The 22,556-nt window shown below is 51.6% G+C and carries 19 protein-coding genes and 2 tRNA genes; 15 read left to right on the plus strand and 6 right to left on the minus strand.

Annotated features, from left to right (window positions below):
* The first annotated feature begins 260 nt into the window (after nucleotides 1–260).
* A tRNA-Asp gene (locus G544_RS0115255) sits at nucleotides 261–337 on the plus strand.
* An 8-nt stretch (nucleotides 338–345) separates the two neighbouring features.
* Nucleotides 346–421, plus strand: a tRNA-Trp gene (locus G544_RS0115260).
* A 61-nt stretch (nucleotides 422–482) separates the two neighbouring features.
* Here G544_RS0115260 and hdfR read toward each other — a convergent pair.
* Nucleotides 483–1,313, minus strand: a complete 831-nt coding sequence (gene hdfR, locus G544_RS0115265; protein ID WP_027275406.1) for an HTH-type transcriptional regulator HdfR — start codon at nucleotides 1,311–1,313, stop codon at nucleotides 483–485.
* A gap of 116 nt (nucleotides 1,314–1,429) precedes the next feature.
* Between hdfR and G544_RS0115270 the strand changes: the two genes are divergently transcribed.
* Nucleotides 1,430–1,768: a MaoP family protein gene (locus tag G544_RS0115270; RefSeq protein WP_027275407.1), complete on the plus strand. Its 339-nt coding sequence runs from the start codon at nucleotides 1,430–1,432 to the stop codon at nucleotides 1,766–1,768.
* A gap of 39 nt (nucleotides 1,769–1,807) precedes the next feature.
* Here G544_RS0115270 and G544_RS0115275 read toward each other — a convergent pair whose 3' ends face one another.
* Nucleotides 1,808–3,331, minus strand: coding sequence for a YifB family Mg chelatase-like AAA ATPase (locus tag G544_RS0115275; protein ID WP_027275408.1), 1,524 nt, complete (start codon nucleotides 3,329–3,331; stop codon nucleotides 1,808–1,810).
* A 327-nt stretch (nucleotides 3,332–3,658) separates the two neighbouring features.
* On the opposite strand from G544_RS0115275, the gene ilvL reads away from it, so the two are divergent.
* The 7 genes from ilvL (at nucleotide 3,659) to G544_RS0115305 (ending at nucleotide 10,991) form a co-directional block, all read left to right on the plus strand.
* Nucleotides 3,659–3,757: an ilv operon leader peptide gene (ilvL, locus tag G544_RS21805; RefSeq protein ID WP_071783403.1), complete on the plus strand. Its 99-nt coding sequence runs from the start codon at nucleotides 3,659–3,661 to the stop codon at nucleotides 3,755–3,757.
* A gap of 144 nt (nucleotides 3,758–3,901) precedes the next feature.
* Complete coding sequence (ilvG, locus tag G544_RS0115285; RefSeq protein WP_027275410.1) at nucleotides 3,902–5,551, plus strand: acetolactate synthase 2 catalytic subunit; 1,650 nt, start codon at nucleotides 3,902–3,904, stop codon at nucleotides 5,549–5,551.
* Nucleotides 5,548–5,805 (plus strand): acetolactate synthase 2 small subunit, encoded by a 258-nt coding sequence (ilvM, locus tag G544_RS21810; protein WP_071783404.1) that lies wholly within the window; start codon nucleotides 5,548–5,550, stop codon nucleotides 5,803–5,805. Before ilvG ends, ilvM begins: the two co-directional genes overlap by 4 nt.
* Nucleotides 5,806–5,827: 22 nt before the next feature.
* Nucleotides 5,828–6,757 (plus strand): branched-chain amino acid transaminase, encoded by a 930-nt coding sequence (locus tag G544_RS0115290; protein WP_027275411.1) that lies wholly within the window; start codon nucleotides 5,828–5,830, stop codon nucleotides 6,755–6,757.
* A gap of 75 nt (nucleotides 6,758–6,832) precedes the next feature.
* A complete protein-coding gene (gene ilvD / locus G544_RS0115295; protein WP_027275412.1) occupies nucleotides 6,833–8,683 on the plus strand; it encodes a dihydroxy-acid dehydratase in 1,851 nt (616 codons plus the stop codon).
* 5 nt (nucleotides 8,684–8,688) lie between these two features.
* Nucleotides 8,689–10,233 (plus strand): threonine ammonia-lyase, biosynthetic, encoded by a 1,545-nt coding sequence (gene ilvA, locus G544_RS0115300; protein ID WP_027275413.1) that lies wholly within the window; start codon nucleotides 8,689–8,691, stop codon nucleotides 10,231–10,233.
* A gap of 59 nt (nucleotides 10,234–10,292) precedes the next feature.
* Entirely contained in the window at nucleotides 10,293–10,991 is a 699-nt protein-coding gene (locus tag G544_RS0115305; protein WP_027275414.1) for a DUF2461 domain-containing protein, read from the plus strand.
* A 7-nt stretch (nucleotides 10,992–10,998) separates the two neighbouring features.
* On the opposite strand, the gene ilvY is transcribed toward G544_RS0115305, so the two are convergent.
* On the minus strand, nucleotides 10,999–11,880 hold the full coding sequence (gene ilvY, locus G544_RS0115310; protein ID WP_027275415.1) for an HTH-type transcriptional activator IlvY: 882 nt from the start codon (nucleotides 11,878–11,880) through the stop codon (nucleotides 10,999–11,001).
* 158 nt (nucleotides 11,881–12,038) lie between these two features.
* Between ilvY and ilvC the strand changes: the two genes are divergently transcribed.
* The 3 genes from ilvC (at nucleotide 12,039) to rep (ending at nucleotide 16,204) form a co-directional block, all read left to right on the plus strand.
* Nucleotides 12,039–13,517: a ketol-acid reductoisomerase gene (gene ilvC, locus G544_RS0115315; RefSeq protein ID WP_027275416.1), complete on the plus strand. Its 1,479-nt coding sequence runs from the start codon at nucleotides 12,039–12,041 to the stop codon at nucleotides 13,515–13,517.
* Nucleotides 13,518–13,682: 165 nt separating this feature from the next.
* Complete coding sequence (locus tag G544_RS0115320; protein ID WP_027275417.1) at nucleotides 13,683–14,054, plus strand: DUF805 domain-containing protein; 372 nt, start codon at nucleotides 13,683–13,685, stop codon at nucleotides 14,052–14,054.
* 125 nt (nucleotides 14,055–14,179) lie between these two features.
* Nucleotides 14,180–16,204 carry a DNA helicase Rep gene (rep, locus tag G544_RS0115325; RefSeq protein ID WP_027275418.1) on the plus strand — a complete coding sequence of 675 codons (2,025 nt, stop codon included), beginning with the start codon at nucleotides 14,180–14,182 and terminating at the stop codon, nucleotides 16,202–16,204.
* 47 nt (nucleotides 16,205–16,251) lie between these two features.
* Here rep and G544_RS0115330 read toward each other — a convergent pair whose 3' ends face one another.
* The 3 genes from G544_RS0115330 to rhlB all read right to left on the minus strand — a co-directional run bounded on the left by G544_RS0115330 (nucleotide 16,252) and on the right by rhlB (nucleotide 20,365).
* A complete protein-coding gene (locus G544_RS0115330) occupies nucleotides 16,252–17,424 on the minus strand; it encodes a DUF3829 domain-containing protein (protein WP_027275419.1) in 1,173 nt (390 codons plus the stop codon).
* Between the two features lie 124 nt (nucleotides 17,425–17,548).
* Nucleotides 17,549–19,036, minus strand: coding sequence for a guanosine-5'-triphosphate,3'-diphosphate diphosphatase (gppA, locus tag G544_RS0115335; protein ID WP_027275420.1), 1,488 nt, complete (start codon nucleotides 19,034–19,036; stop codon nucleotides 17,549–17,551).
* A 42-nt stretch (nucleotides 19,037–19,078) separates the two neighbouring features.
* Nucleotides 19,079–20,365, minus strand: a complete 1,287-nt coding sequence (rhlB, locus tag G544_RS0115340) for an ATP-dependent RNA helicase RhlB (RefSeq protein WP_027275421.1) — start codon at nucleotides 20,363–20,365, stop codon at nucleotides 19,079–19,081.
* A gap of 145 nt (nucleotides 20,366–20,510) precedes the next feature.
* Between rhlB and trxA the strand changes: the two genes are divergently transcribed.
* Together trxA and rho are read left to right on the plus strand one after the other, a co-directional pair.
* Nucleotides 20,511–20,837, plus strand: coding sequence for a thioredoxin TrxA (gene trxA, locus G544_RS0115345; protein ID WP_027275422.1), 327 nt, complete (start codon nucleotides 20,511–20,513; stop codon nucleotides 20,835–20,837).
* Nucleotides 20,838–21,280: 443 nt separating this feature from the next.
* Nucleotides 21,281–22,540, plus strand: coding sequence for a transcription termination factor Rho (gene rho, locus G544_RS0115350; protein ID WP_027275423.1), 1,260 nt, complete (start codon nucleotides 21,281–21,283; stop codon nucleotides 22,538–22,540).
* The last annotated feature ends 16 nt before the right edge of the window (nucleotides 22,541–22,556 follow it).

Below are 22,556 nucleotides of genomic sequence, written 5' to 3' on the forward strand. Positions count from 1 at the left end.
AAACGCCGTAGCGCCGATGGTAGTGTGGGGCTTCCCCATGCGAGAGTAGGGAACTGCCAGGCTTTTAATTTGAAGAAGTACGCAGATGTTTGGGCAGTTCGCTACTCGATAGAGAGTAGGACAAAAGGCAAGGCCTTTTGAACGTTGCGAAGCAACGGCCCGAAGGATGAACCTCGAAGAGGTTCATAAACTGCCAGGCTTTTAATTTAAAGAAGTACGAGAAGTAAGCCAGAGCGCTTCTGGTGAGATAAAAATTCGGTGGAGCGGTAGTTCAGTTGGTTAGAATACCTGCCTGTCACGCAGGGGGTCGCGGGTTCGAGTCCCGTCCGTTCCGCCACTTATTCTAGGGGCGTAGTTCAATTGGTAGAGCACCGGTCTCCAAAACCGGGTGTTGGGAGTTCGAGTCTCTCCGCCCCTGCCATAGATAGAGAGAATAACCCTTTGCTTTGCAAAGGGTTATTTTTTTGTCTTTAGAAAATGGCCTATTCATATTCGGCTAATAATGGCCTATCGATCAGATCTCGAATAAGGGACTCGCGTTCTCCGCTTTGTAACCATATTGCGTATATCGGTAGGTTTATATTGGGAAGTGAAGATACAACCTTTATTCCTGAGTGCTTCTTTTGCCAATGCGTGGGGAGATAGGCGCAGCCTCCGGTGTTTTTTAGCAGCTGTAAAGCCATTATGGCCGACGAGGTTGAAAGTACGGCCTCGTCATATTCATCTCCAATATCTTCCCTTTGAGAAAACTCTGGGCTCCATTCTATATCAATATAACACTTTCTTTTTTCATTGATTTTTTTATCAAATGAAAATGCTGTTAATGACATTTCTCCTATCTTTTGGCTTGTCATTTCATCCATCTTTGACGGCGTTGTTGCGATAAGAAGATCCAGATTTCGTTCATGCAGCTGAGGGGCAAGAAGACTTCGTGATCCCATGCGGGCATTAATGTGTAAGTTTTTATTTTGCAAATAGAGAGGCTCTATCCAGTCCGTTAAGCAAGATTCCCATACTGCCGGAATTGCGCCAATGATGAGTTCATTATCCTTATGCTCACCTTTTAGCACAGCACCTTTAGCCTGCAGCCAGAGAGAAAGCATATTCTCTGCATAGGAGATTAGCTGTTCGCCGGCGTGAGTTAAGCGGATATTATTGCGATGGCGGCTAAACAGATTTACACCCAGCTGGCTTTCTAACTGACGGATACGGAAGCTTACCGCTGACTGAGTAAGGTAGAGTGATTCTGCTGCTCGGCCAAAGTGCCGAGTCTTACTTACCTCTAGAAAAGTCTTTAATAAATCGATATCCATTTAACCTCCAAAAAATTTAATCGTTACGATTATAATTTTTTGTTTTACAGCGTGGCAAGCCTCACTAATACTCCGCGCCATAACGGCATTAATTTAGATACTTAGGAGTATGTCAGATGGCGGAAAGCTTCTCTACGACGCATCGTTTTTTTGACAATAAAAACTACCCGCGCGGTTTTTCCCGCCACGGAGATTTTACCATTAAGGAAGCTCAGATCCTGGAGCGTCAGGGACACGCCTTTAATGATCTTGATTCAGGCAAACGTGAGCCGACGACAGAAGAAGAAAAGCTGTTTGTCGCCGTTTGTCGCGGTGAACGCGAACCTCAAACAGAATCCGAAAAGATTTGGTCTAAATATATTACCCGAATTCGTCGTCCTAAACGTTTCCATACGCTGTCTGGTGGGAAACCTCAGGTAGATAGTATGGAAGACTTTAGCGACGCGGACGAGTAATTAGACGGGGCTTTAGCCCCGTTTCTTTTATACAACCTATCAAATCGCTTTATACAGCTGGAGTAGAAGCCTATCCATGCTTCTGTAGCTTAAGGCTTCTGCTATATGCTCTCTTTTTATACTCTCACTCTCTGCTAAATCCGCGATAGTCCGAGAGACCTTTAAAATACGGTGCCACCCTCGAACCGACAGCCCCAGCTTTGTCAGCGCCTGTTCAAGAAACAGCGCAAGCTCTTGCTCCAGCGTACAAAAAATTTCTACCTCCTTGCTGTTTAGATGCGCATTTATTTTGTAACCTCGCCGTATTTGCCGTTCTCTGGCCTTGAATACCCTCTTTCGTACTTCATCACTGGACTCACCCTTGGCTCTGTTTTGACTTAATACGCCCTGCGGCAGCAGCGGGACCTCTATTGATAAGTCAAAACGGTCAAGGAAGGGGCCGGACAGGCGATTCAGATATCGCATAACCTGCTGAGGATTAGAGCGGCTCTGTATTCCCTGATAGTGCCCTGTGGGGCTGGGGTTCATTGCGGCTATCAGCTGAACGCGGGCGGGAAAAACGATCTTTGCGTTTGCTCGCGAAATAATGATTTCTCCAGATTCTAACGGCTCTCTCAGAGCGTCTAATACTTTCCTTTCAAATTCAGGTAGTTCATCGAGAAACAGTACTCCGTTGTGGGCCAGCGATATTTCACCGGGTCGAGGAGTGCTCCCTCCTCCTACGAGCGCCGCCATGGAAGCATTGTGATGAGGGGCCCTAAAAGGCCGTTTACGCCAGTTTTTGGCGTTCTGAGGTGTGTGAGCCAGACTGCCTATTGCTGCGCTCTCTAGGGCCTCCCTATCGCTTAATGGAGGAAGCAGCGCGTTCAGGCGCGTTGCCAGCATCGTCTTTCCTGTTCCCGGCGGGCCTAGCAGTAAAAGATTGTGGCCACCCGCTGCGGCGATTTCCAACGCTCTTTTAGCCTGCTCTTGGCCGATGATATCTTGAAGGTCGGGTAATGCATCGGTCGTTTCGGGAATGGGCTCTCCTGCAGGCGGAGAGAGCGCACTGGCGTCCCCGGCAAGGTAGCTGCAAACGTCGATGAGAGCGCCTGCCGTTAGGTGGTTTCCATGTTCAATTAGCGCCACTTCGGTTGAGTTTTCCAGTGAAAGGATCAGCGCCCTGCCTTCATCAGCCGCCGCCAGCGCCGCCGGTATGGCGCCGTTTACTCGCTTTATTTCGCCGGATAACGCCAGTTCGCCTAAAAATTCAAAGCGTTCTAACAGAGTGGGAGATATTTGCTCAGACGCAGCCAGAATGGCTAAAGCAATCGGAAGATCGAACCGGCCTCCTTCTTTAGGCAGATCCGCAGGCGCAAGATTTACGGTAATTTTCTTTGGTGGAAAGGCGAAGCCACTGTTTATCAGCGCGCTTCTTACTCGATCTTTGGCCTCTTTAACCGTCGTTTCCGGTAAGCCGACGAGCGTAAACATCGGCATACCGTTGCTGATATGAACTTCAACGCTGACCTGAGGAGCATGAATGCCGATGGACGCTCGGGTATAGACAATAGCTAATGACATAGGGATTATCCGTTCTGATTTTCAGATTATCCTGTCAGAGCTTTCGCTTTTTCCTAGATTATTTTTTTGACTAATTTTATATTTTTAGGGATACATTCCAAAAATTGGTGATTACATCGTCAAATACCAGTCTTTTATTGTGCGACTTTTCGCATAAAAAATATTATGGGACCATTTTTTATTGTTAATTTATTGAAAAATAAAAATATTAATCGAATTTTTTGATGGTAAGTAAAAATGAAAATAAAAAAATGGGTTGTAACTCGATTTAAAACTGTGATAACTCTGTATGCATTCCTTCGATAGATGAAGAGCCGTATTGAAAAAATGAAGTCCATAAGCCAAGTGATTAGCCTCATTATTATTAGCGTGGTGGTGATTATTCTCCCACCGTGCGGGGCATCGCTTGGACGAAGAAAGACCTGATAAGAGGTCAGAAATTCAAGAACCCCCGCACTGAAAAAGGCGGGGGTTTTTTTATGCCCAATAAAAACAAATAGCGTCATTGGCGCAGAAATAAGCAAACAAAACGACATAAAACACATCAAGCAAGAGTATGGGGTAAGAATGATGAATGGGGCGCAGTGGGTAGTACAAACATTACGTGAACAGGGCGTTGATACCGTTTTTGGCTATCCTGGCGGCGCCATCATGCCGGTTTACGATGCGCTATATGACGGAGGGGTTGAGCATCTGCTGTGTCGTAATGAACAGGGGGCCGCAATCGCAGCGTTAGGCTATGCGCGCGCAACGGGGAAAGTCGGCGTATGTATTGCTACCTCTGGCCCTGGGGCGACCAATCTGATTACCGGACTGGCCGATGCGCTTTTAGATTCTGTTCCCGTTGTTGCTATTACCGGCCAAGTGGCTTCATCACTTATTGGTACAGACGCCTTTCAGGAGGTTGACGTACTGGGGCTGTCTCTCGCCTGTACCAAGCACAGCTATCTGGTAGAGTCGCTGGAGGAGCTGCCCTCCGTTATCGCACAAGCGTTTGAAATTGCCCGCAGCGGTCGCCCCGGCCCGGTTCTTATCGATATTCCCAAAGATATTCAACTTGCCGAAGGCGAGCACCTTAAGCCTTCGTTGATGTCCGTCGAGGATATGCCGGAGCCTACGGCTGAAGACCTTCAGGCTGCGTACGGCATGTTATCGGCGTCCAGTAAGCCGATGTTGTACGTTGGCGGCGGCGTTGGGATGGCCGACGCCGTTGACTCGCTTCGCCGTTTTATTGAAACGACGGGCATGCCGAGCGTTTCTACTTTGAAAGGGCTGGGTGCCTGCGATGCAGACGACCCTTGCTATCTGGGATTGCTGGGGATGCACGGTTCCAAAGCCAGTAATTTGGCGGTTCAAGAGTGCGACCTGCTGGTTGCGATTGGCGTTCGCTTTGACGATCGGGTTACAGGCCGCCTGAACGCGTTTGCTCCTCATGCCAAGGTTATCCATATGGATATCGATCAGGCCGAAATGGGGAAATTGCGCACGCCGCACGTTGCGCTACGCGGTGACTTAAACCAGATGCTGCCGCAGTTGCAGCAATCGATGGCGATAGCTGAGTGGCGCAATAAGGTTACCGCAATGAAAGCCGAATACGCCGCTCGCTACGATCACCCAGGTCAACCCATCTATGCTCCTCTCCTGTTAAAACAGCTCTCAGAAAGAAAACCCGAAAATGCCGTTGTGACGACCGACGTCGGTCAACATCAGATGTGGAGCGCGCAGCACATGTCTTTTAGTCGTCCTGAAAACTTTATTACTTCCAGCGGGCTTGGAACGATGGGATTTGGCATTCCCGCTGCCGTTGGCGCACAAATGGCTCGGCCTGACGATATGGTTATCTGCGTGTCGGGAGACGGCTCATTTATGATGAACGTACAGGAGCTTGGCACCATTAAGCGCAAGCGTCTGCCGATAAAAATCGTGCTTATCGATAACCAGCGCCTGGGAATGGTGCGCCAGTGGCAGCAGCTGTTTTTTGACGCGCGCTACAGTGAAACCAACCTGTCGGATAATCCCGACTTTTTGGTGCTGGCCAGCGCCTTTGGCATCCCCGGGCAGAGTATTTCCCGTAAGGATCAGGTAGATGAGGCATTAAATGCCTTGTTTACAAGCGATGGCCCCTATCTGCTTCACGTCTCTATTGATGAATTGGAAAACGTTTGGCCTCTGGTTCCGCCGGGCGCCGGTAATGAAACCATGCTGGAGAAAGTATCATGACAGAACACCAATTATTTATTCAAACTCGCTTTCGTTCAGAAGTCTTGGAGCGCCTGCTGCGCGTCGTCCGCCACCGCGGATTTCAGGTGTGCAAAATGAATATGAATCAAACGGCCAATGGAGATAACATAAGCATTCACTTGACCGTTTCTAGTGAAAGACCGGTGAATTTATTGTCTTCTCAGTTACGTAAACTTGTGGATGTCAACAGCGTTGAAATCCTCACTCAAGCATCACAACAAATACGCGCCTAGCGCGACAAGGATATAGAAAGAAATGAGCACAAAAAAAGCTGACTACATATGGTTTAACGGCGATATGGTTCCGTGGGCCGAAGCAAAAGTTCACGTAATGTCCCACGCCCTACACTATGGAACCTCCGTGTTTGAAGGCGTTCGCTGCTATGACACCCATAAGGGGCCGGCCGTTTTCCGTCACCGTGAGCACATGCAGCGCCTGCACGATTCGGCAAAAATTTACCGCATGCCGGTCTCTTACTCCGTTGACGAGCTGATGGCTGCCTGTCGCGAAACCTTGCGCAAAAATAACCTGACCAGCGCCTATATTCGTCCTTTGGTATTCATTGGCGACGTCGGCATGGGCGTTAACCCGCCTCCGGGCTATAAAACTGACGTTATTATCGCTGCTTTCCCGTGGGGAGCCTATCTGGGCGAAGAAGCGCTGGATCGCGGCATTGACGCGATGGTGTCTTCCTGGAACCGCGCCGCGCCTAATACCATACCAACAGCGGCCAAAGCCGGCGGCAACTACCTGTCTTCTCTACTGGTCGGCAGCGAAGCGCGCCGTCACGGTTATACGGAAGGTATTGCTCTGGATGTCCACGGCTATCTGTCTGAAGGCGCCGGTGAGAACATCTTCATTGTTAAAGACGGCGTAGTGTTTACTCCGACGCTGACTTCAGCCGCTCTGCCGGGCATTACTCGCGATGCGCTTATCAAGCTGGCTAAAGATTTGGGATTGGAAATCCGTGAGCAGGTGCTTTCCCGCGAATCCCTCTATCTTGCCGATGAAGTCTTTATGACCGGCACTGCGGCAGAAATTACGCCGGTACGCAGCGTTGACGGTATCGAGGTAGGTATCGGTCGCTGTGGTCCTATCACTAAAAAGATTCAGCAAAGCTTCTTTGGCCTGTTCAACGGCCAAACTGAAGACAAGTACGGCTGGTTGGACCTGGTAAATCAATAAAATAGCGTTAGCAAACATAATGAAACGCGGGCGGAGGCTCTCCGCCCGTCGATAAACAACGGGAGTGAATACAGCATGCCTAAGTATCGTTCAGCGACAACCACCCACGGCCGTAACATGGCGGGAGCCCGCGCCCTATGGCGCGCAACGGGCATGACGGACGCCGATTTCGGCAAGCCTATTATTGCGGTGGTTAACTCATTTACGCAGTTCGTTCCGGGGCATGTGCATCTGCGCGATCTGGGCAAGCTGGTGGCGGATCAGATTCAGGCCGCTGGCGGTGTCGCTAAAGAGTTTAATACCATCGCCGTCGATGACGGTATCGCCATGGGGCATGGCGGCATGCTGTACTCTCTTCCTTCCCGCGAGCTTATCGCTGACTCGGTGGAATACATGGTCAACGCCCACTGCGCTGACGCCATGGTGTGTATTTCCAACTGCGACAAGATAACCCCAGGGATGCTGATGGCCTCTCTGCGTTTGAATATTCCTGTGATTTTCGTTTCCGGCGGCCCAATGGAGGCGGGGAAAACCAAGCTTTCCGATAAGCTGATTAAGCTGGACCTTATTGATGCCATGATCCAGGGCGCTAACCCAGACGTCAGCGATGAAGACAGCGCACAGATTGAGCGCTCAGCCTGCCCAACCTGCGGTTCCTGCTCCGGCATGTTTACCGCCAACTCGATGAACTGCCTTGCCGAAGCGCTGGGCCTGGCTTTACCGGGCAACGGCTCTCTGGTTGCCACTCACAAAGATCGCAAGCAGCTGTTCCTTAACGCGGGTAAAGAGATTGTGTCTTTGACCAAGCGCTACTATGAGCAGGATGATGCGAGCGTACTGCCACGCTCTATTGCCAATAAGGCGGCGTTTGAGAACGCCATGACCATGGATATTGCCATGGGCGGTTCGACAAATACCGTTCTCCACCTGTTGGCCGCCGCTCAGGAAGGTGACGTTGATTTCACCATGTCTGATATCGACAGGCTTTCCCGCAAGGTGCCCCAGCTGTGTAAGGTGGCGCCAAGTACGCAAAAATATCATATGGAAGACGTTCACCGTGCGGGCGGCGTTATCGGCATTTTGGGCGAGCTGGACCGCGCCGGGCTTTTAAACCGCAATACCCGTAACGTGATGGGGCTGAACCTACCTGAAACGCTGGCAAAGTTTGACGTTATGCAAACGCAGGACGACGCGGTAAAAGAGTTTTATCGCGCTGGCCCAGCCGGCATTCGCACGACTGAAGCATTTTCTCAGGACTGCCGCTGGGAGTCTTTGGATACCGATCGCGCAGAAGGCTGTATTCGAAACCTTGAGCACGCCTACAGTCAGGACGGCGGCTTGGCGGTGCTGGACGGCAACCTGGCGAAGGACGGCTGTATTGTTAAAACGGCGGGCGTTGACGAAAGCATTCTGACGTTCCGCGGCCCGGCGAAGGTCTATGAGAGCCAGGAAGACGCCGTTGAGGCTATTCTTGGTAAAAAAGTGGTGCCTGGCGACGTTGTTGTTATTCGCTATGAAGGCCCGAAAGGCGGGCCGGGCATGCAGGAAATGCTGTATCCGACCTCTTTCCTGAAGTCTATGGGATTAGGCAAAGCCTGTGCGCTTATTACCGACGGACGTTTCTCCGGCGGGTCATCCGGCCTGTCTTTGGGCCACATATCTCCCGAAGCGGCGAACGGTGGCTTGATTGGTCTGGTTCAGGATGGAGATATTATCGATATCGATATTCCCAAGCGTAAGCTGGTATTGGACGTCTCTGACGCTGACCTTGAGGCTCGCCTGCAGGCGGAACTGGCTCGCGGCGACAAGGCGTGGACGCCGAAAAATCGCGATCGTCAGGTTTCTTTTGCGCTGCGCGCTTATGCAAGCCTTGCAACCAGCGCCGACAAGGGCGCGGTGCGCGATAAGAGCAAGCTGGGAGGCTGATGACGATGGCCGTTCCACTACCGCTCTCCCAAGCGCCCTCTGGCGCAGAATATCTGCGCGCGGTGCTTTGCTCGCCGGTATATGACGTCGCTCAGGTGACGCCTTTACAGACGATGAACAAGCTTTCTGCCCGCTTAAACAATACGGTGTTGGTCAAGCGAGAAGACCGGCAACCGGTGCACAGCTTTAAGCTGCGCGGCGCGCACGCCATGATCGCAGGCCTTAACGATAGCCAAAAGGCCAACGGCGTTATCGCCGCATCGGCGGGCAACCACGCGCAGGGCGTGGCGCTGTCGGCAACCGGTTTGGGTATTCGTTCGCTGATCGTCATGCCGCTGACTACGCCTGACATCAAGGTTGACGCCGTACGCGGCTTTGGCGGCGAGGTTTTGCTGTTCGGCGCTAATTTCGATGAGGCCAAGGCTAAGGCTATCGAGCTGGCGGAAAAAGAGGGATATACCTTTATTCCTCCGTTTGACCATCCGGCGGTGATTGCAGGCCAGGGTACTATCGGCATGGAGCTGATACAGCAGGATGCCCATCTCGATCGCATTTTCGTTCCGGTTGGCGGCGGCGGGCTGGCCGCCGGCGTTGCCGTACTGATTAAGCAGCTGATGCCGAACATTAAGGTGATCGGCGTAGAGGCCGAGGATTCAGCCTGCCTGGCCGCTGCACTTGAGGCCGGTCATCCGGTTGAGCTTGAGCGCGTGGGGCTGTTTGCCGACGGCGTTGCGGTCAAGCGCATTGGTGATGAGACCTTTCGGCTGTGTCGCGCCTATCTGGACGACGTCGTGACCGTTGACAGCGACGCTATTTGCGCCGCCGTGAAGGATCTGTTTGAGGACGTGCGGGCGATTGCCGAACCTTCCGGCGCGCTGGCGCTGGCCGGGCTGAAGAAGTACGTCGAACAGCACGGCCTTAAGGATGAACGCTTGGCCTGCATTCTTTCCGGTGCAAATCTGAACTTCCACGGCCTGCGCTACGTTTCCGAACGCTGCGAGCTGGGGGAAAAGCGCGAAGCGCTGCTGGCCGTTACTATTCCTGAACAGAAGGGCAGCTTCCTGACCTTTTGTCAGCTGCTGGGCGGGCGTTCGGTCACCGAATTCAACTATCGCTACGCCAGCGATAAAAATGCCTGCATTTTCGTCGGCGTCCGGCTGACGCGCGGTGAGGCGGAGCGAAACGAAATCGTTGAAGAGCTGCGTAAGGGCGGTTACGGGGTGGTCGATCTTTCCGATGACGAAATGGCCAAGCTGCACGTTCGCTATATGGTGGGCGGCCGCCCTGCTAAGCCTATTCGTGAACGGCTCTATAGCTTCGAATTTCCTGAATCTGCCGGCGCGCTGCTGAAGTTTCTGCAAACGCTCGGGGCATACTGGAATATCTCTCTGTTTCACTACCGCAGCCACGGTACCGACTATGGCCGGGTGCTGGCGGCATTTGAACTAACGGAGCACGATGAATCGTTTGAACAGCATCTGAAAAAGCTAGGATACGACTATCGCGACGAAACGGAGAACCCGGCGTTCAGGTTCTTCCTGGCCGGATAGCCTGCAAACGCCGCTGGAGTTAACTTCAGCGGCGTTTTGATTTTATGGATGGAAAATGTATGACAACGTTTAGCGGATTTAACCAAGAGGCGCTCACGTTTTTACAGGACGTCAGGATCCAGAACAGCAAGGAGTGGTTTGACGACCACCGATCGACTTATGACGACGAAATTGTCACGCCGTTTCGCCGGCTGGTGGAGGCGCTAGGCCAAACGATGCTGATGATAGATCCTGAAGTAGAAACGAGACCGGCAATTGGTAAAACCATTTCGCGTATCCATCGGGATACGCGCTTTAGCCACGACAAATCGCGCTATCGCAGCCATATGTGGCTCACGTTTAAACGCTACAGCAAGGATTGGACGGATGCGCCGGTCTATTTTTTTGAAATCGCTCCTGATTTTTATCGTTACGGGTTGGGCTACTACTGCGCCACTCGACAAACGATGGACATCCTGCGCCTTTTGATGCGTACGGAGCCTAAGGATTTTCTGGCCGTCGCTAAATGCTGTAAGCCGCCGTTCGAACTGGTGGGAGATAGCTATAAGCGGCCGCTTATCAAAGAACAGGACCCTAAAATCGCCAACTGGTATAACCGTAAAAGCTTTGCGGTAATGCGCACGGCTCAGGATATGGAACAAATTTTTGACGAAGGCCTGGTAGACCTTCTGGCTAAAGGCTTCAAGCAGCTGGCGCCGCTGTATCACTATTTGATGCGCGTCGAGATGATGAAGCGTAATCCGGAAGAGTCGCTCTAGATTTTCTCTATATCAGCTGCCAGAAGGCGTGGATCAGCGGTTCATTCAGACGCTTTTTCTGTACGCAGACGCCTAAATCAAACGCGGACGTCTGGGCAACGTTTTCAGCGACGGTAATCCGGCGTCGAACGCTTTCCGGGCTGTTGTCCAGCACCACACTCGGCAGCAGCGCGATGCCGCAGCCCAGCGCGACCATAGAGACAATGGCCTCGTGGCCGGCGACGGTGGCGTAAATCATCGGGTTGCTGATGTGATGGCGGCGAAACCATTGGTCTATGCGGCGTCGCGTAGGGCCATGCTCCGGCAGGATAAACGGTATTGACGCCCAGTCAGGTTTGTCTACCGCCATCAGGCTTTGAACCGGGCAGGGAAGCGACGGCGCTATCATGACCAGCGGGATTTCGCCGATTTTGTGGAATTCTACGCTGGTGGGCAGGTTTTCAGGCCGACCGGCGATGGCCAAATCGGCGTCGTTGGACTGAACCTTTTCGACCGCGTCGGCGGCGTCGCCAGTAGTTAGCTTGATTTCAACGCTGGGATGCAGGGCGCGAAATCGGTCCAGTACCGTCGGCAGGTGGCTATAGGCGGCCGTTACCGAGCAAAACAGGCGTAGCTCGCCGCTGAGAGATTCGTCCTCCTGCGACAGCGCGTTGCGCAGCTGCTGATAGTGGAGCAGCGTCTGTTGAGCGAAGGCCTTTAGCTGTTGTCCTGCCTGAGTGAGCTCAACGGTACGGTTATCCCGCAGAAAAAGTGGATGACCGAGTTCTTCTTCCATGCGCTGTATCTGCCGGGAAAGCGTTGAGGGGCTCACATAGGTGGCCTTGGCCGTTTTGCCAAAGTGGCGGCTTTCGGCCAGATGGAGAAAAAGCTTTAAGTCTCGAAGGTCCAAGATAAGTTACCTGTTTAACGTTGCGTAAATTGCAATATCATCTTCTCAATATATCAATTTAAGCAATGATGGTCTTGTCTTATTATGAAATACAAGTGCGCAAACGAGCGCCTACACAACAAACAACACGGCACATCGGTGCAATACGGAGAATAAGAATGGCTAACTACTTCAATACGCTAAACTTACGCCAGCAGCTGGCTCAGTTAGGTCAGTGTCGCTTTATGGCGCGCGATGAATTCGCCGACGAGGCCGGTTTTTTAAAGGGTAAAAAGATTGTCATCGTTGGCTGTGGCGCTCAGGGGCTCAATCAGGGGCTGAACATGCGCGACTCCGGTCTGGACATCTCCTACGCGCTGCGTAAAGCCGCTATTGATGAAAAGCGCGCTTCCTGGCGTAAGGCGACTGAGAACGGCTTTAAGGTTGGCACCTATGAAGAGCTTATCCCTCAGGCGGATTTAGTCGTTAACCTAACGCCGGACAAGCAGCACTCCTCCGTTGTTCAGGCGGTTCAACCGCTGATGAAGCAGGGGGCCGCTCTGGGCTATTCTCACGGTTTCAACATCGTTGAAGTTGGCGAAAAAATCCGTTCCGATATCACCGTTGTAATGGTGGCGCCGAAGTGCCCCGGTACGGAAGTGCGTGAAGAGTACAAGCGCGGCTTCGGCGTACCGACGCTTATCGCCGTCCACCCTGAAAACGATCCGAAAGGCGAAGGCATGGCGATCGCCAAAGCCTGGGCAGCGGCGACGGGCGGTCATCGCGCCGGCGTTCTGCAGTCTTCTTTCGTTGCCGAGGTTAAGTCTGACCTGATGGGCGAGCAAACCATCCTGTGCGGCATGCTGCAAGCAGGCTCTCTGCTGTGCTTTGATAAGATGGTCGCCGACGGCGCCTCTCCTGCCTATGCGGAAAAGCTGATTCAGTTCGGCTGGGAAACTATTACCGAGGCGCTGAAGCAGGGTGGCATCACGCTTATGATGGACAGGCTGTCCAACTCAGCTAAGCTGCGCGCTTTTGCGCTGTCTGAGCAGTTAAAGACCCTGATGACGCCGCTGTTCCAAAAGCACATGGATGATATTATTTCCGGCGCGTTTTCTGAAGGCATGATGGCCGACTGGGCAAACAACGACGCTAAGCTATTGGGATGGCGTGAAGAGACCGGTCGCTCGGCGTTTGAGAATGCTCCACAGCAGGAAGGAAAAATCAGCGAGCAGGAGTACTTTGACCACGGCGTGCTGATGATTGCGATGGTTAAAGCGGGCGTTGAGCTGGCGTTTGAGACTATGGTGGTATCCGGCATTATTGAAGAGTCCGCTTACTACGAGTCTCTACACGAGCTGCCGCTGATCGCTAACACCATTGCCCGTAAGCGCCTGTATGAGATGAACGTGGTTATTTCCGATACCGCTGAGTACGGTAACTACCTGTTCGCCAACGCGGCAGTGCCGCTGCTGCGCGAGAAGTTTATGGGGTCTTTGCAGGCGGGCGACTTGGGTAAGCCGGTTGCTGCGTCTGAAATAGATAACGCGCAGCTGCGTGACGTTAACGAAGCGATTCGCAATCACCCGATTGAAGTCGTTGGTAAAAAGCTGCGCGGCTACATGACGGACATGAAGCGCATTGCGGTTGCCGGTTAATCAGTAGTATCAACGGGGCGAAAGAGCGCCCCATTGATGATTAACGTTTTAGGTTATCTGTTTTTTTAAATAGTATGCTTATCTGCGTTGGATGGCGTTTAGTTTTTATATATAATCCGGTTTCTTTGTTTTTTATTCATTAAAATCTTAAAGGATCTCGTTTCGATGGAATGGTTTAAAAAGTGTTTAAAACAGTACGCTGATTTCTCTGGCCGCGCTCGTCGTAAAGAATATTGGATGTTCCAACTCTTCACTGTCATTATTGCCGTGGTATTGATGATCGTTGGTTCTATTCTGGACTCAATGTTCGGATCTAACGGCGTGGTTTCATTACTATTGGTTGGTATTTTTTATCTGGCAATCCTGCTTCCTGCGCTGTCCGTTACCGTTCGTCGTTTGCACGACACGGATAAGACGGGCTGGTGGCTGCTGCTTGCCTTTATTCCGTTTGGTTCTTTGGTCCTATTTGTGTTTACCGTATTGGACAGCACAAATGGCCAGAACGCCTACGGTCCTTCACCGAAAGAAGCTATCTAACGCTTTTTTCCGTGATGAAAAGCCCGCCGAGTGCGGGTTTTTTAGTTTTAGGGCTCGTTCTATCGGCCGGGCCGTTTTTTGCTATAATCCCCATCCCTTTTTTGTTTTGTGAGCCCGTCTTCGTCATGCGAATGAATCCCCGCCAACAGCAAGCCGTTGAATACGTTACCGGGCCCTGCCTGGTGCTGGCCGGTGCAGGCTCGGGAAAAACGCGGGTCATCACCAATAAAATCGCCTATCTGGTTCGCGAATGCGGCTATCAGGCGCGCCACATTGCCGCCGTGACGTTTACCAATAAGGCGGCCAGGGAGATGAAAGAGCGGGTGTCGCAAACGCTGGGGCGTAAGGAGTCCCGCGGACTGACGATATCGACATTTCATACTCTGGGGCTTGAGATTATTAAGCGCGAGCACGCTGCGCTTAACATGAAGTCGTCATTTTCGCTGTTCGACGATCAGGATCAGATGGCGCTGCTTAAGGACTTAACGGAAAAGTGGCTGGAAAATGATAAAACCCTGCTGTCTCAGCTGATATCCACCATTTCTAACTGGAAGAACGATCTGGTTAGCCCGGCAGGGGCAGCGGCGGGCGCCAAGTCCGAGCGAGACAGGCTGTTTGCCCACTGTTATGACCTTTATGATAAGCAGCTTAAGTCCTGCAGCATTCTTGACTTTGACGATCTCATTCTGCTGCCAACGCTGCTGCTTCAACGTAATGAAGAAGTGAGAGAGCGTTGGCAAAATCGCCTACGCTATCTGCTGGTGGACGAATATCAGGATACCAACACTAGCCAGTACGAACTGGTAAAGCTGCTGGTCGGCACAAGGGCCAGGTTTACCGTGGTGGGTGACGATGACCAGTCTATCTACTCGTGGCGAGGCGCACGGCCGCAGAATCTGGTATTGCTTAAGGAAGATTTCCCAAGCCTCCAGGTTATCAAGCTGGAACAGAACTACCGTTCGTCTGGGCGCATTCTTAAAGCGGCTAACATACTGATCGCTAATAACCCTCACGTGTTTGAAAAGAATCTGTTTTCTGAGCTTGGTTACGGTGAAGAGCTTAAGGTTCTGACTGCGAATAATGAAGATAATGAAGCAGAACGCGTAGTTGGGGAGCTTATCGCCCACCACTTTATCAATAAGACGCAGTATAAGGATTATGCCATCCTGTACCGCGGCAACCACCAGTCGCGCATCTTTGAAAAGATGCTGATGCAAAACCGCATTCCTTACCGTATTTCCGGCGGGACGTCGTTCTTCTCTCGCCCGGAAATCAAAGACCTGATGGCCTATCTGCGTCTGTTGACCAATCAGGATGACGACAGCGCGTTTCTACGCATTGTGAATACGCCAAGGCGGGAAATTGGCGCCGCAACGTTGGAAAAGCTGGGAAATTGGGCGCTTGGGCGCGGCGTCAGCCTTTATCGCGCCAGCTTTGACGTTGGGCTGTCTTCACACCTTACGGGAAGGGGGCTGGAGGCGTTGCAACGCTTTACCCACTGGGTTGACTCGGTGGCTAAAACGTCTGAAAGGGAACCCGTTGCCGCCGTCAGGGACCTTATTCACGGTATGGACTATGAAAGCTGGCTGTATGAAACCTCTCCCAGCGCGAAAGCGGCCGAGATGAGGATGAAAAACGTCAACCAGCTGTTTAGCTGGATGACGGAAATGCTGGAAGGCTCCGATCTGGATGAACCGATGACACTGAGTCAGGTCGTTGGGCGCTTTACCCTGCGCGATATGATGGAGAGAGGAGAGAGCGATGAGGAGCTCGATCAGGTACAGCTGATGACGCTACACGCCTCAAAAGGCCTGGAGTTCCCCTATGTCTATCTGGTGGGGATGGAAGAAGGCCTGCTGCCTCACCAAAGCAGCATTGATGAAGACAACGTGGACGAAGAGCGGCGCCTGGCCTATGTGGGGATCACTCGCGCGCAGAAAGAGCTCACGTTCACGCTTTGCCGCGAACGCCGCCAGTTCGGCGAGCTGGTTCGCCCCGAACCCAGCCGTTTTCTGCTCGAACTGCCTCAGGACGACCTGGTGTGGGAAACTGCGCGCAAGGCGGTTTCTGCCGAAGAGCGGATGGAGAAGGGGAAGAGCCATCTTGCCAATATTCGCGAGCAGCTGGCCAAGGCGCGCTCGCCAAAATAAAACGGGCGCTTTTTGCGCCCGCTTGTAGTTCACGCACTTTTCAGAAATTACTTCATAACTATGCGGTTATAGGCGCTGGTTACGTTTTCCTGTTTATTTTGCAGATCGTTTAACAGGCTGTGGTCTTTGCTTTTCCCCATATCGCGCAGTGTGACTTTGGCTGAAATGCTAAAGGCGTTCAGTCTTTCAATGTAGGAATTAAGCTCACCTTCTTTTAAGCCCTCTTTAGCCAAACCTTCCGCATTCTCTTTAGCTTTTTTCAGCGCTTCCAGAGCTTCTTCGATGCGCTTTGATTTTTCTTCATAGAACGCCTTATCGGCTTTCTTCAGGCTGCCCTTATTAGCGTTGTATATGTCCACCAGTCCACCAAAGAAGTCGGAAACGTCATCCACGCTGGTATAGACGATAACGGTAGTATCGAATCCTTTGGATTTCATGATTTCCAATTCTTTTTGGTGAAACTCTTTGTACAGGTTGTTATGAGCTGTGTGGGCGACTTCGTTAGCGGCTTCATACTGCTTATAGGCTTCAGCCATCACTTTATGCAGTTCAGGCGCTTTCTTGAAGTCGTCCAGCTTATATTCTTCGCTGGTGACGTAATAGTCATACATAGCGTTTGACGCTTTTGCTATGTTGATAATGCTGTTCATATAGGCAACGCCCGCTTTGTCCAGCTCCGGCATCGGCGGCTTCATGTTGCTAAGCGCTTCTCCAACTTTCTGATAATTTTGGATTTCGCTATCGCTGACTTTGCCTAAGGTGTAGAAGGACTTCATTGTAAAGAACGGGTCCAACGTGTTCTCTTGCTTGCGGATCTTTTTCAGCGTGAACTTTCCGTTGTTTTCCGCAATATCCATATATTTTTCGGCATAATTGCTAGCCTGGCTTATTTTAGTGAACTGAATCAGGCCACCGATTTGCTTACCATCTTCGCCGTTAACCTTAATCGAAGAGCTATTGTTAAAGACGTCCAGCCATAGGTTACCTTTCTGAGCCGCTTGAGAGGCTTCTTCTTCTGCACTGATTTTCGCTGGTGCGGATTCTGTCGCCTTTGGCTTGGCTTGAGCAGGTGATGGTGCGGTTTGGGCTGTTTGAACCGTCTGGACTGTCTGAGGCTGCTTCTGTGCATCAGCTGCCGGCGCGTCTTTTTCTTTTCCGTCGCAGCCGACTAATAACCCGGCAATCAGTGAAGCCAAAATTGTCATCGAGAGTTTGTTCATTGATAGGGTCCTTCCTTTTGTCCGTCTTTTCTTAGGTAAATTGGTTACTGCGATGGATAACGCATCCTTTCGCTGGCTTGATAGTATAGCGAAGAGCCGTCTTACGTATAGGAAAAAGTGGACGTTAACTTTGTATATTTAATGGCAGGCGGCAGTTGGTTTGCCAGCGGCTTTCTTGATGTAGAGCATCGGCTAAAAGAGGATGCTTTTTTAGCTCTAAGGCATCAATCTTTAGCTGGAAGGTTTCATTCGACGCGCTAAGTGAGAACGGGGGAATGGCGTCCGGATGGCGCGTTCGACAGAGTAAAATAGCTATCCTGAGTAGTCGAGCGATTGGGATAACCTGGTGTGATTCAAGGGCATTTTGTTGCGTTAATTCCTGAATATTTAACGCATGGGTTTGATTTAATAGAAGCGTGGCCAGCAGCCTTTTTTGCGACGGCGTAAATCCGGGAGCATCAATGTGGTTGAGCAGGTAGGCCGCATGCCTGTTTGCGTCTTTAAACGCAATGCTAAGCCCGATTTCATGAAGCTGGCAGGCCCAGAACAGCAATTCCCTTGTATCGCTATTCAAGGTGATATCGTTTTCTAACTGGGAGCATAGCCGGCCAGCCTGTTGGCTTACCAGATCTGCCTGAAGGAGATCGATTCGATATAAGGCCTGAAGCGCCCTGACGGTTCTCTGACGTACGCTGCGATCGGATGGTCGAGGAAGCATATCGTAAACTAACCCTTCTCGCAGCGCGCCGCCGGAAAGCGCCATGCCGTCTACTTTCAGCGTATCGAAAATAGCGATAAGGATGGCCAGACCGCTGGGAAAAACCAGTGCTCTTTCCAGCGTCAGCCCTTCGATCTCCAGCTCTTCAAGCTTTCCGCACTGAATGGCCTGTGCTTTTAGCTGTAGGAGCTTATCCAACGTAATGGCTTCGTCCATGCCCTGTGCAAGCATGATTTCCTGCAGCGCCTGAATGGTGCCAGAGGCGCCTACGCAGGCTTTCCAGCCGTATAAAGTGAGGCCATGGGCAACCAGAGCCAGCTGTTCACGAGCTGCGGTTTCAGCTTGGTGGAAATTTTTGACGTTGAGAGAACGATCGGCGAAATAGCGCTCAAGCCAGGTAACGCACCCCATCGGTAAGCTGACCAGACTATTGATTGTATCCCCATTGCCGACGATGAGCTCCGTACTGGCGCCGCCGATGTCAACTACTAGTCGTGACGGATTGCCGCCGGTAGTATAGTTAACGCCTTGATAAATAAGCTTAGCTTCTTCTTCGCCGTGAATAACGTCAATGGGAAGATTTAATATCGTTTGTGCAATGGAAATAAAGCGTTGAGCATTTTGAGCCGCGCGTAGCGCCGCCGTGGCGACGATGCGAATATGCTCAGGAGGAATGCCGTAAAGGCGTTCAGCGAACTGGGCCAAGCACTGCCAGCCCCGCTCCATCGACTCTTCAGACAGATAGCCGCTATCGCTTAATCCGGCAGCCAGGCGCACTTTTTTCTTCAGTCTGTCGAGAACCTGTATGCCGCTGTCGGTGTTTCGAATAACCAGCAGGTGAAAGCTGTTGGAGCCCAGGTCGACGGCGGCGTAAAGCGAAGATTCGCTTATCAGGCCTTTTTCTGGGCTCTTGGCTTCAAGCATGCTGGCGGCGCGTTAGGATGAACGTTTACGGCCGCGAGGCATTCCGCTTCTGCGCGGTCCCCCTCCGGTGCGCCGTTGGCTGCCGACCGCTCTTGAGCGAGGTAGCCGCTTGGGGGCAGGGAGGTTCGTCAGCAGTGCGTCCGGATTATAGCGGCTTACCGGGATTGCGTGCCCGGTGTATTGTTCAATCGCCGGCAAATTTAAGGCGTACTGTTCACAGGCCAGGCTGATTGAATTGCCGCTTGCGCCGGCGCGACCGGTGCGTCCGATGCGGTGAACGTAGTCTTCGCAGTCGTCCGGCAGATCGTAGTTGAAGACGTGCGTCACTTCAGGGATATGTAATCCGCGTGCGGCGACGTCTGTCGCAACCAGGATATCCAAATTTCCTTTGGTGAACTCATCCAGAATTTGCAGTCGTTTTTTCTGCGGTACGTCACCCGTCAGCAGCCCGACTCGATGACCGTCGGCGGCCAGATGGCCCCAGATTTCCTCACAAACGTGCTTGGTGTTGGCAAAAACGATACAGCGATCCGGCCACTCTTCTTCTAGCAGTGTTTGCAGAAGGCGCATCTTGTCCTCATTAGAGGGATAGAAGAGCTCTTCTTTGATTCGGTGTCCGGTTTTTTGCTCCGGCTCCACTTCTATATACTGAGGGCTGTTCATGTGTTCGAACGCCAGCTCTCTGACTTTAAAAGAGAGCGTCGCTGAAAACAGCATGTTCAGGCGTTGCTCTGCCGCGGGCATGCGGCGAAAGATCCAGCGAATATCCTTTATAAAGCCGAGATCGAACATGCGATCGGCTTCATCCAGAACGACGACCTGAATAGCGCTCAGATCGATATGGCCCTGCTTGGCGTAGTCAATAAGACGCCCGGTGGTGCCAATCAAAATATCAACGCCAGCCTGCAGCACCTTAAGCTGCTTGTCGTAGCCGTCGCCACCGTAGGCCAGGCCCGTTTTAAAGCCCGTTTCGGCGGCCAGCGGCTGAGCGTCGTTACTGATTTGGACAGCTAACTCACGGGTCGGCGCCATAATAAGCGCGCGCGGCTGATTGGTTTTTCGCTGCTCGTCGGACGCGTGAGTTAATAAATAGTTAAAGGTCGATGCCAGAAAAGCCAATGTTTTTCCGGTACCCGTTTGCGCCTGTCCTGCAACGTCTTTTCCCTCTACGGCATAAGGCAGCGCCAGCGCTTGGATTGGCGTGCAGTAGTGAAAGCCCTTACTTTCAAGCGCTTTGACAACCGAAGGGTGCAGTGCGAAGTCGGCGAACTTCTGTTCTGTTAAGTGTGTTTTGCTCATAGTGGTGTAGAATAGCAGTTAACCTTGTATTCACGAAAGTATTGCTTTACGAATGCGTATCCGTTGAAATAAAGTCAACGTCTATTCACCGTTTTGTTGGTCAATAAGGCACCAATGAAGCACATCTAATCCCGCGGAGTCAAACATGAGCGAAAAAATTATTCACTTAACCGATAGCAGTTTTGAAAGTGACGTTTTGAAAGCCGAGGGGCCAGTTTTGGTAGACTTTTGGGCTGAATGGTGCGGTCCGTGCAAGATGATTGCGCCTATTCTGGATGATATCGCTTCCGAGTATGAAGGACGACTCACCGTCGCGAAGTTGAATATTGATGAAAACCCGGCGACTGCGCCTCAGTTCGGCATTCGCGGTATTCCGACTCTGCTGCTGTTCAAAGACGGCGCGGTGGCGGCAACTAAGGTTGGCGCACTGTCCAAGTCCCAGCTGAAAGAGTTTTTAGACAATAGCCTTTAATCGCTTTAAGGCGGCGTTTGGTGCAGGCTTCGGCGAATTGCGTTTGGTTTTCAGACGATTTCCGCTGGAGCCGAGTCAACGCGTTTTCATGCGGAAATTTTGCATTTTCTTTATCGATCCATAGACTGCATGGATAAAGCGTGCTACCTTTATTTACGCTTCATGCAATCTTATCTATAGATGTATCCAATTTAAATCCATAGCCTATATGTTCTTCAGTACAGTTTAAGTGCACGCAATAGTGCTATGATTTTGAAGCAGGTTTAGAATTATATTCAGGCGCGTTTTTCTGATTTTTCTTCAATAGTTTCAGACCTTGTCATGTCTTTCATCATTGACGTGCGGCGCGATTGAGTATTCTAATATTTTACGGGCGTGGCGAGCTCGCCATCATAATCATCAAGACGTTTCGAGACAGACCCCGAGTTAAAGAACCCACCACTATGAATCTTACCGAATTAAAAAATACGCCGGTCTCTGAGTTAATTACTCTCGGCGAAAATATGGGCCTGGAAAACCTGGCCCGGATGCGTAAGCAAGACATTATCTTCGCTATCCTTAAACAACACGCAAAAAGCGGTGAAGATATTTTTGGCGATGGCGTGCTGGAAATACTGCAGGATGGATTCGGTTTCCTGCGTTCCGCAGACAGCTCCTACCTCGCCGGTCCCGATGATATTTACGTTTCCCCCAGCCAGATTCGCCGCTTTAACCTCCGTACCGGTGATACCATTTCCGGCAAAATTCGTCCGCCGAAAGAGGGCGAGCGCTACTTCGCGCTGCTGAAAGTTAACGAAGTCAACTACGATAAGCCGGAAAACGCTCGTAACAAGATCCTGTTCGAAAACCTGACGCCGCTGCATGCCAATTCACGCCTACGCATGGAGCGCGGCAACGGTTCTACGGAAGACCTGACGGCCCGCGTACTCGATCTGGCTTCGCCGATTGGCCGCGGCCAGCGCGGGCTTATCGTCGCTCCGCCGAAAGCGGGTAAAACCATGCTGCTGCAAAACATCGCTCAGAGCATCGCCTATAACCATCCTGACTGCGTGTTGATGGTGCTGTTGATTGACGAACGACCTGAAGAAGTGACCGAAATGCAGCGTCTGGTGAAAGGTGAGGTCGTCGCGTCAACCTTTGACGAACCGGCTTCCCGCCACGTTCAGGTAGCCGAGATGGTCATTGAGAAGGCCAAGCGTCTGGTTGAACACAAAAAAGACGTTATTATTCTGCTCGATTCAATTACCCGTCTGGCCCGCGCCTATAACACGGTTGTACCGGCATCAGGCAAAGTGCTGACCGGCGGCGTTGATGCTAACGCCCTGCACCGTCCTAAACGCTTTTTCGGCGCCGCGCGTAACGTAGAAGAGGGCGGCAGCCTGACCATTATCGCTACCGCGCTGGTGGATACCGGTTCTAAAATGGACGAAGTTATTTACGAAGAGTTCAAGGGCACCGGCAACATGGAGCTGCACTTGTCTCGTAAGATTGCCGAGAAGCGCGTCTTCCCGGCCATTGACTACAACCGTTCCGGTACCCGTAAAGAAGAACTACTGACAACCTCAGAAGAGTTACAAAAGATGTGGATCCTGCGCCGCATTATCCACCCAATGGGTGAAATTGACGCGATGGAATTCCTGATTAACAAGTTAGCGATGACGAAAACGAACGATGAATTCTTCGATATGATGAAGCGTTCGTAATTAAAGTTAAACCGAG

The sequence above is a fragment of the Leminorella grimontii ATCC 33999 = DSM 5078 genome (assembly GCF_000439085.1).
GTDB lineage: Bacteria > Pseudomonadota > Gammaproteobacteria > Enterobacterales > Enterobacteriaceae > Leminorella > Leminorella grimontii.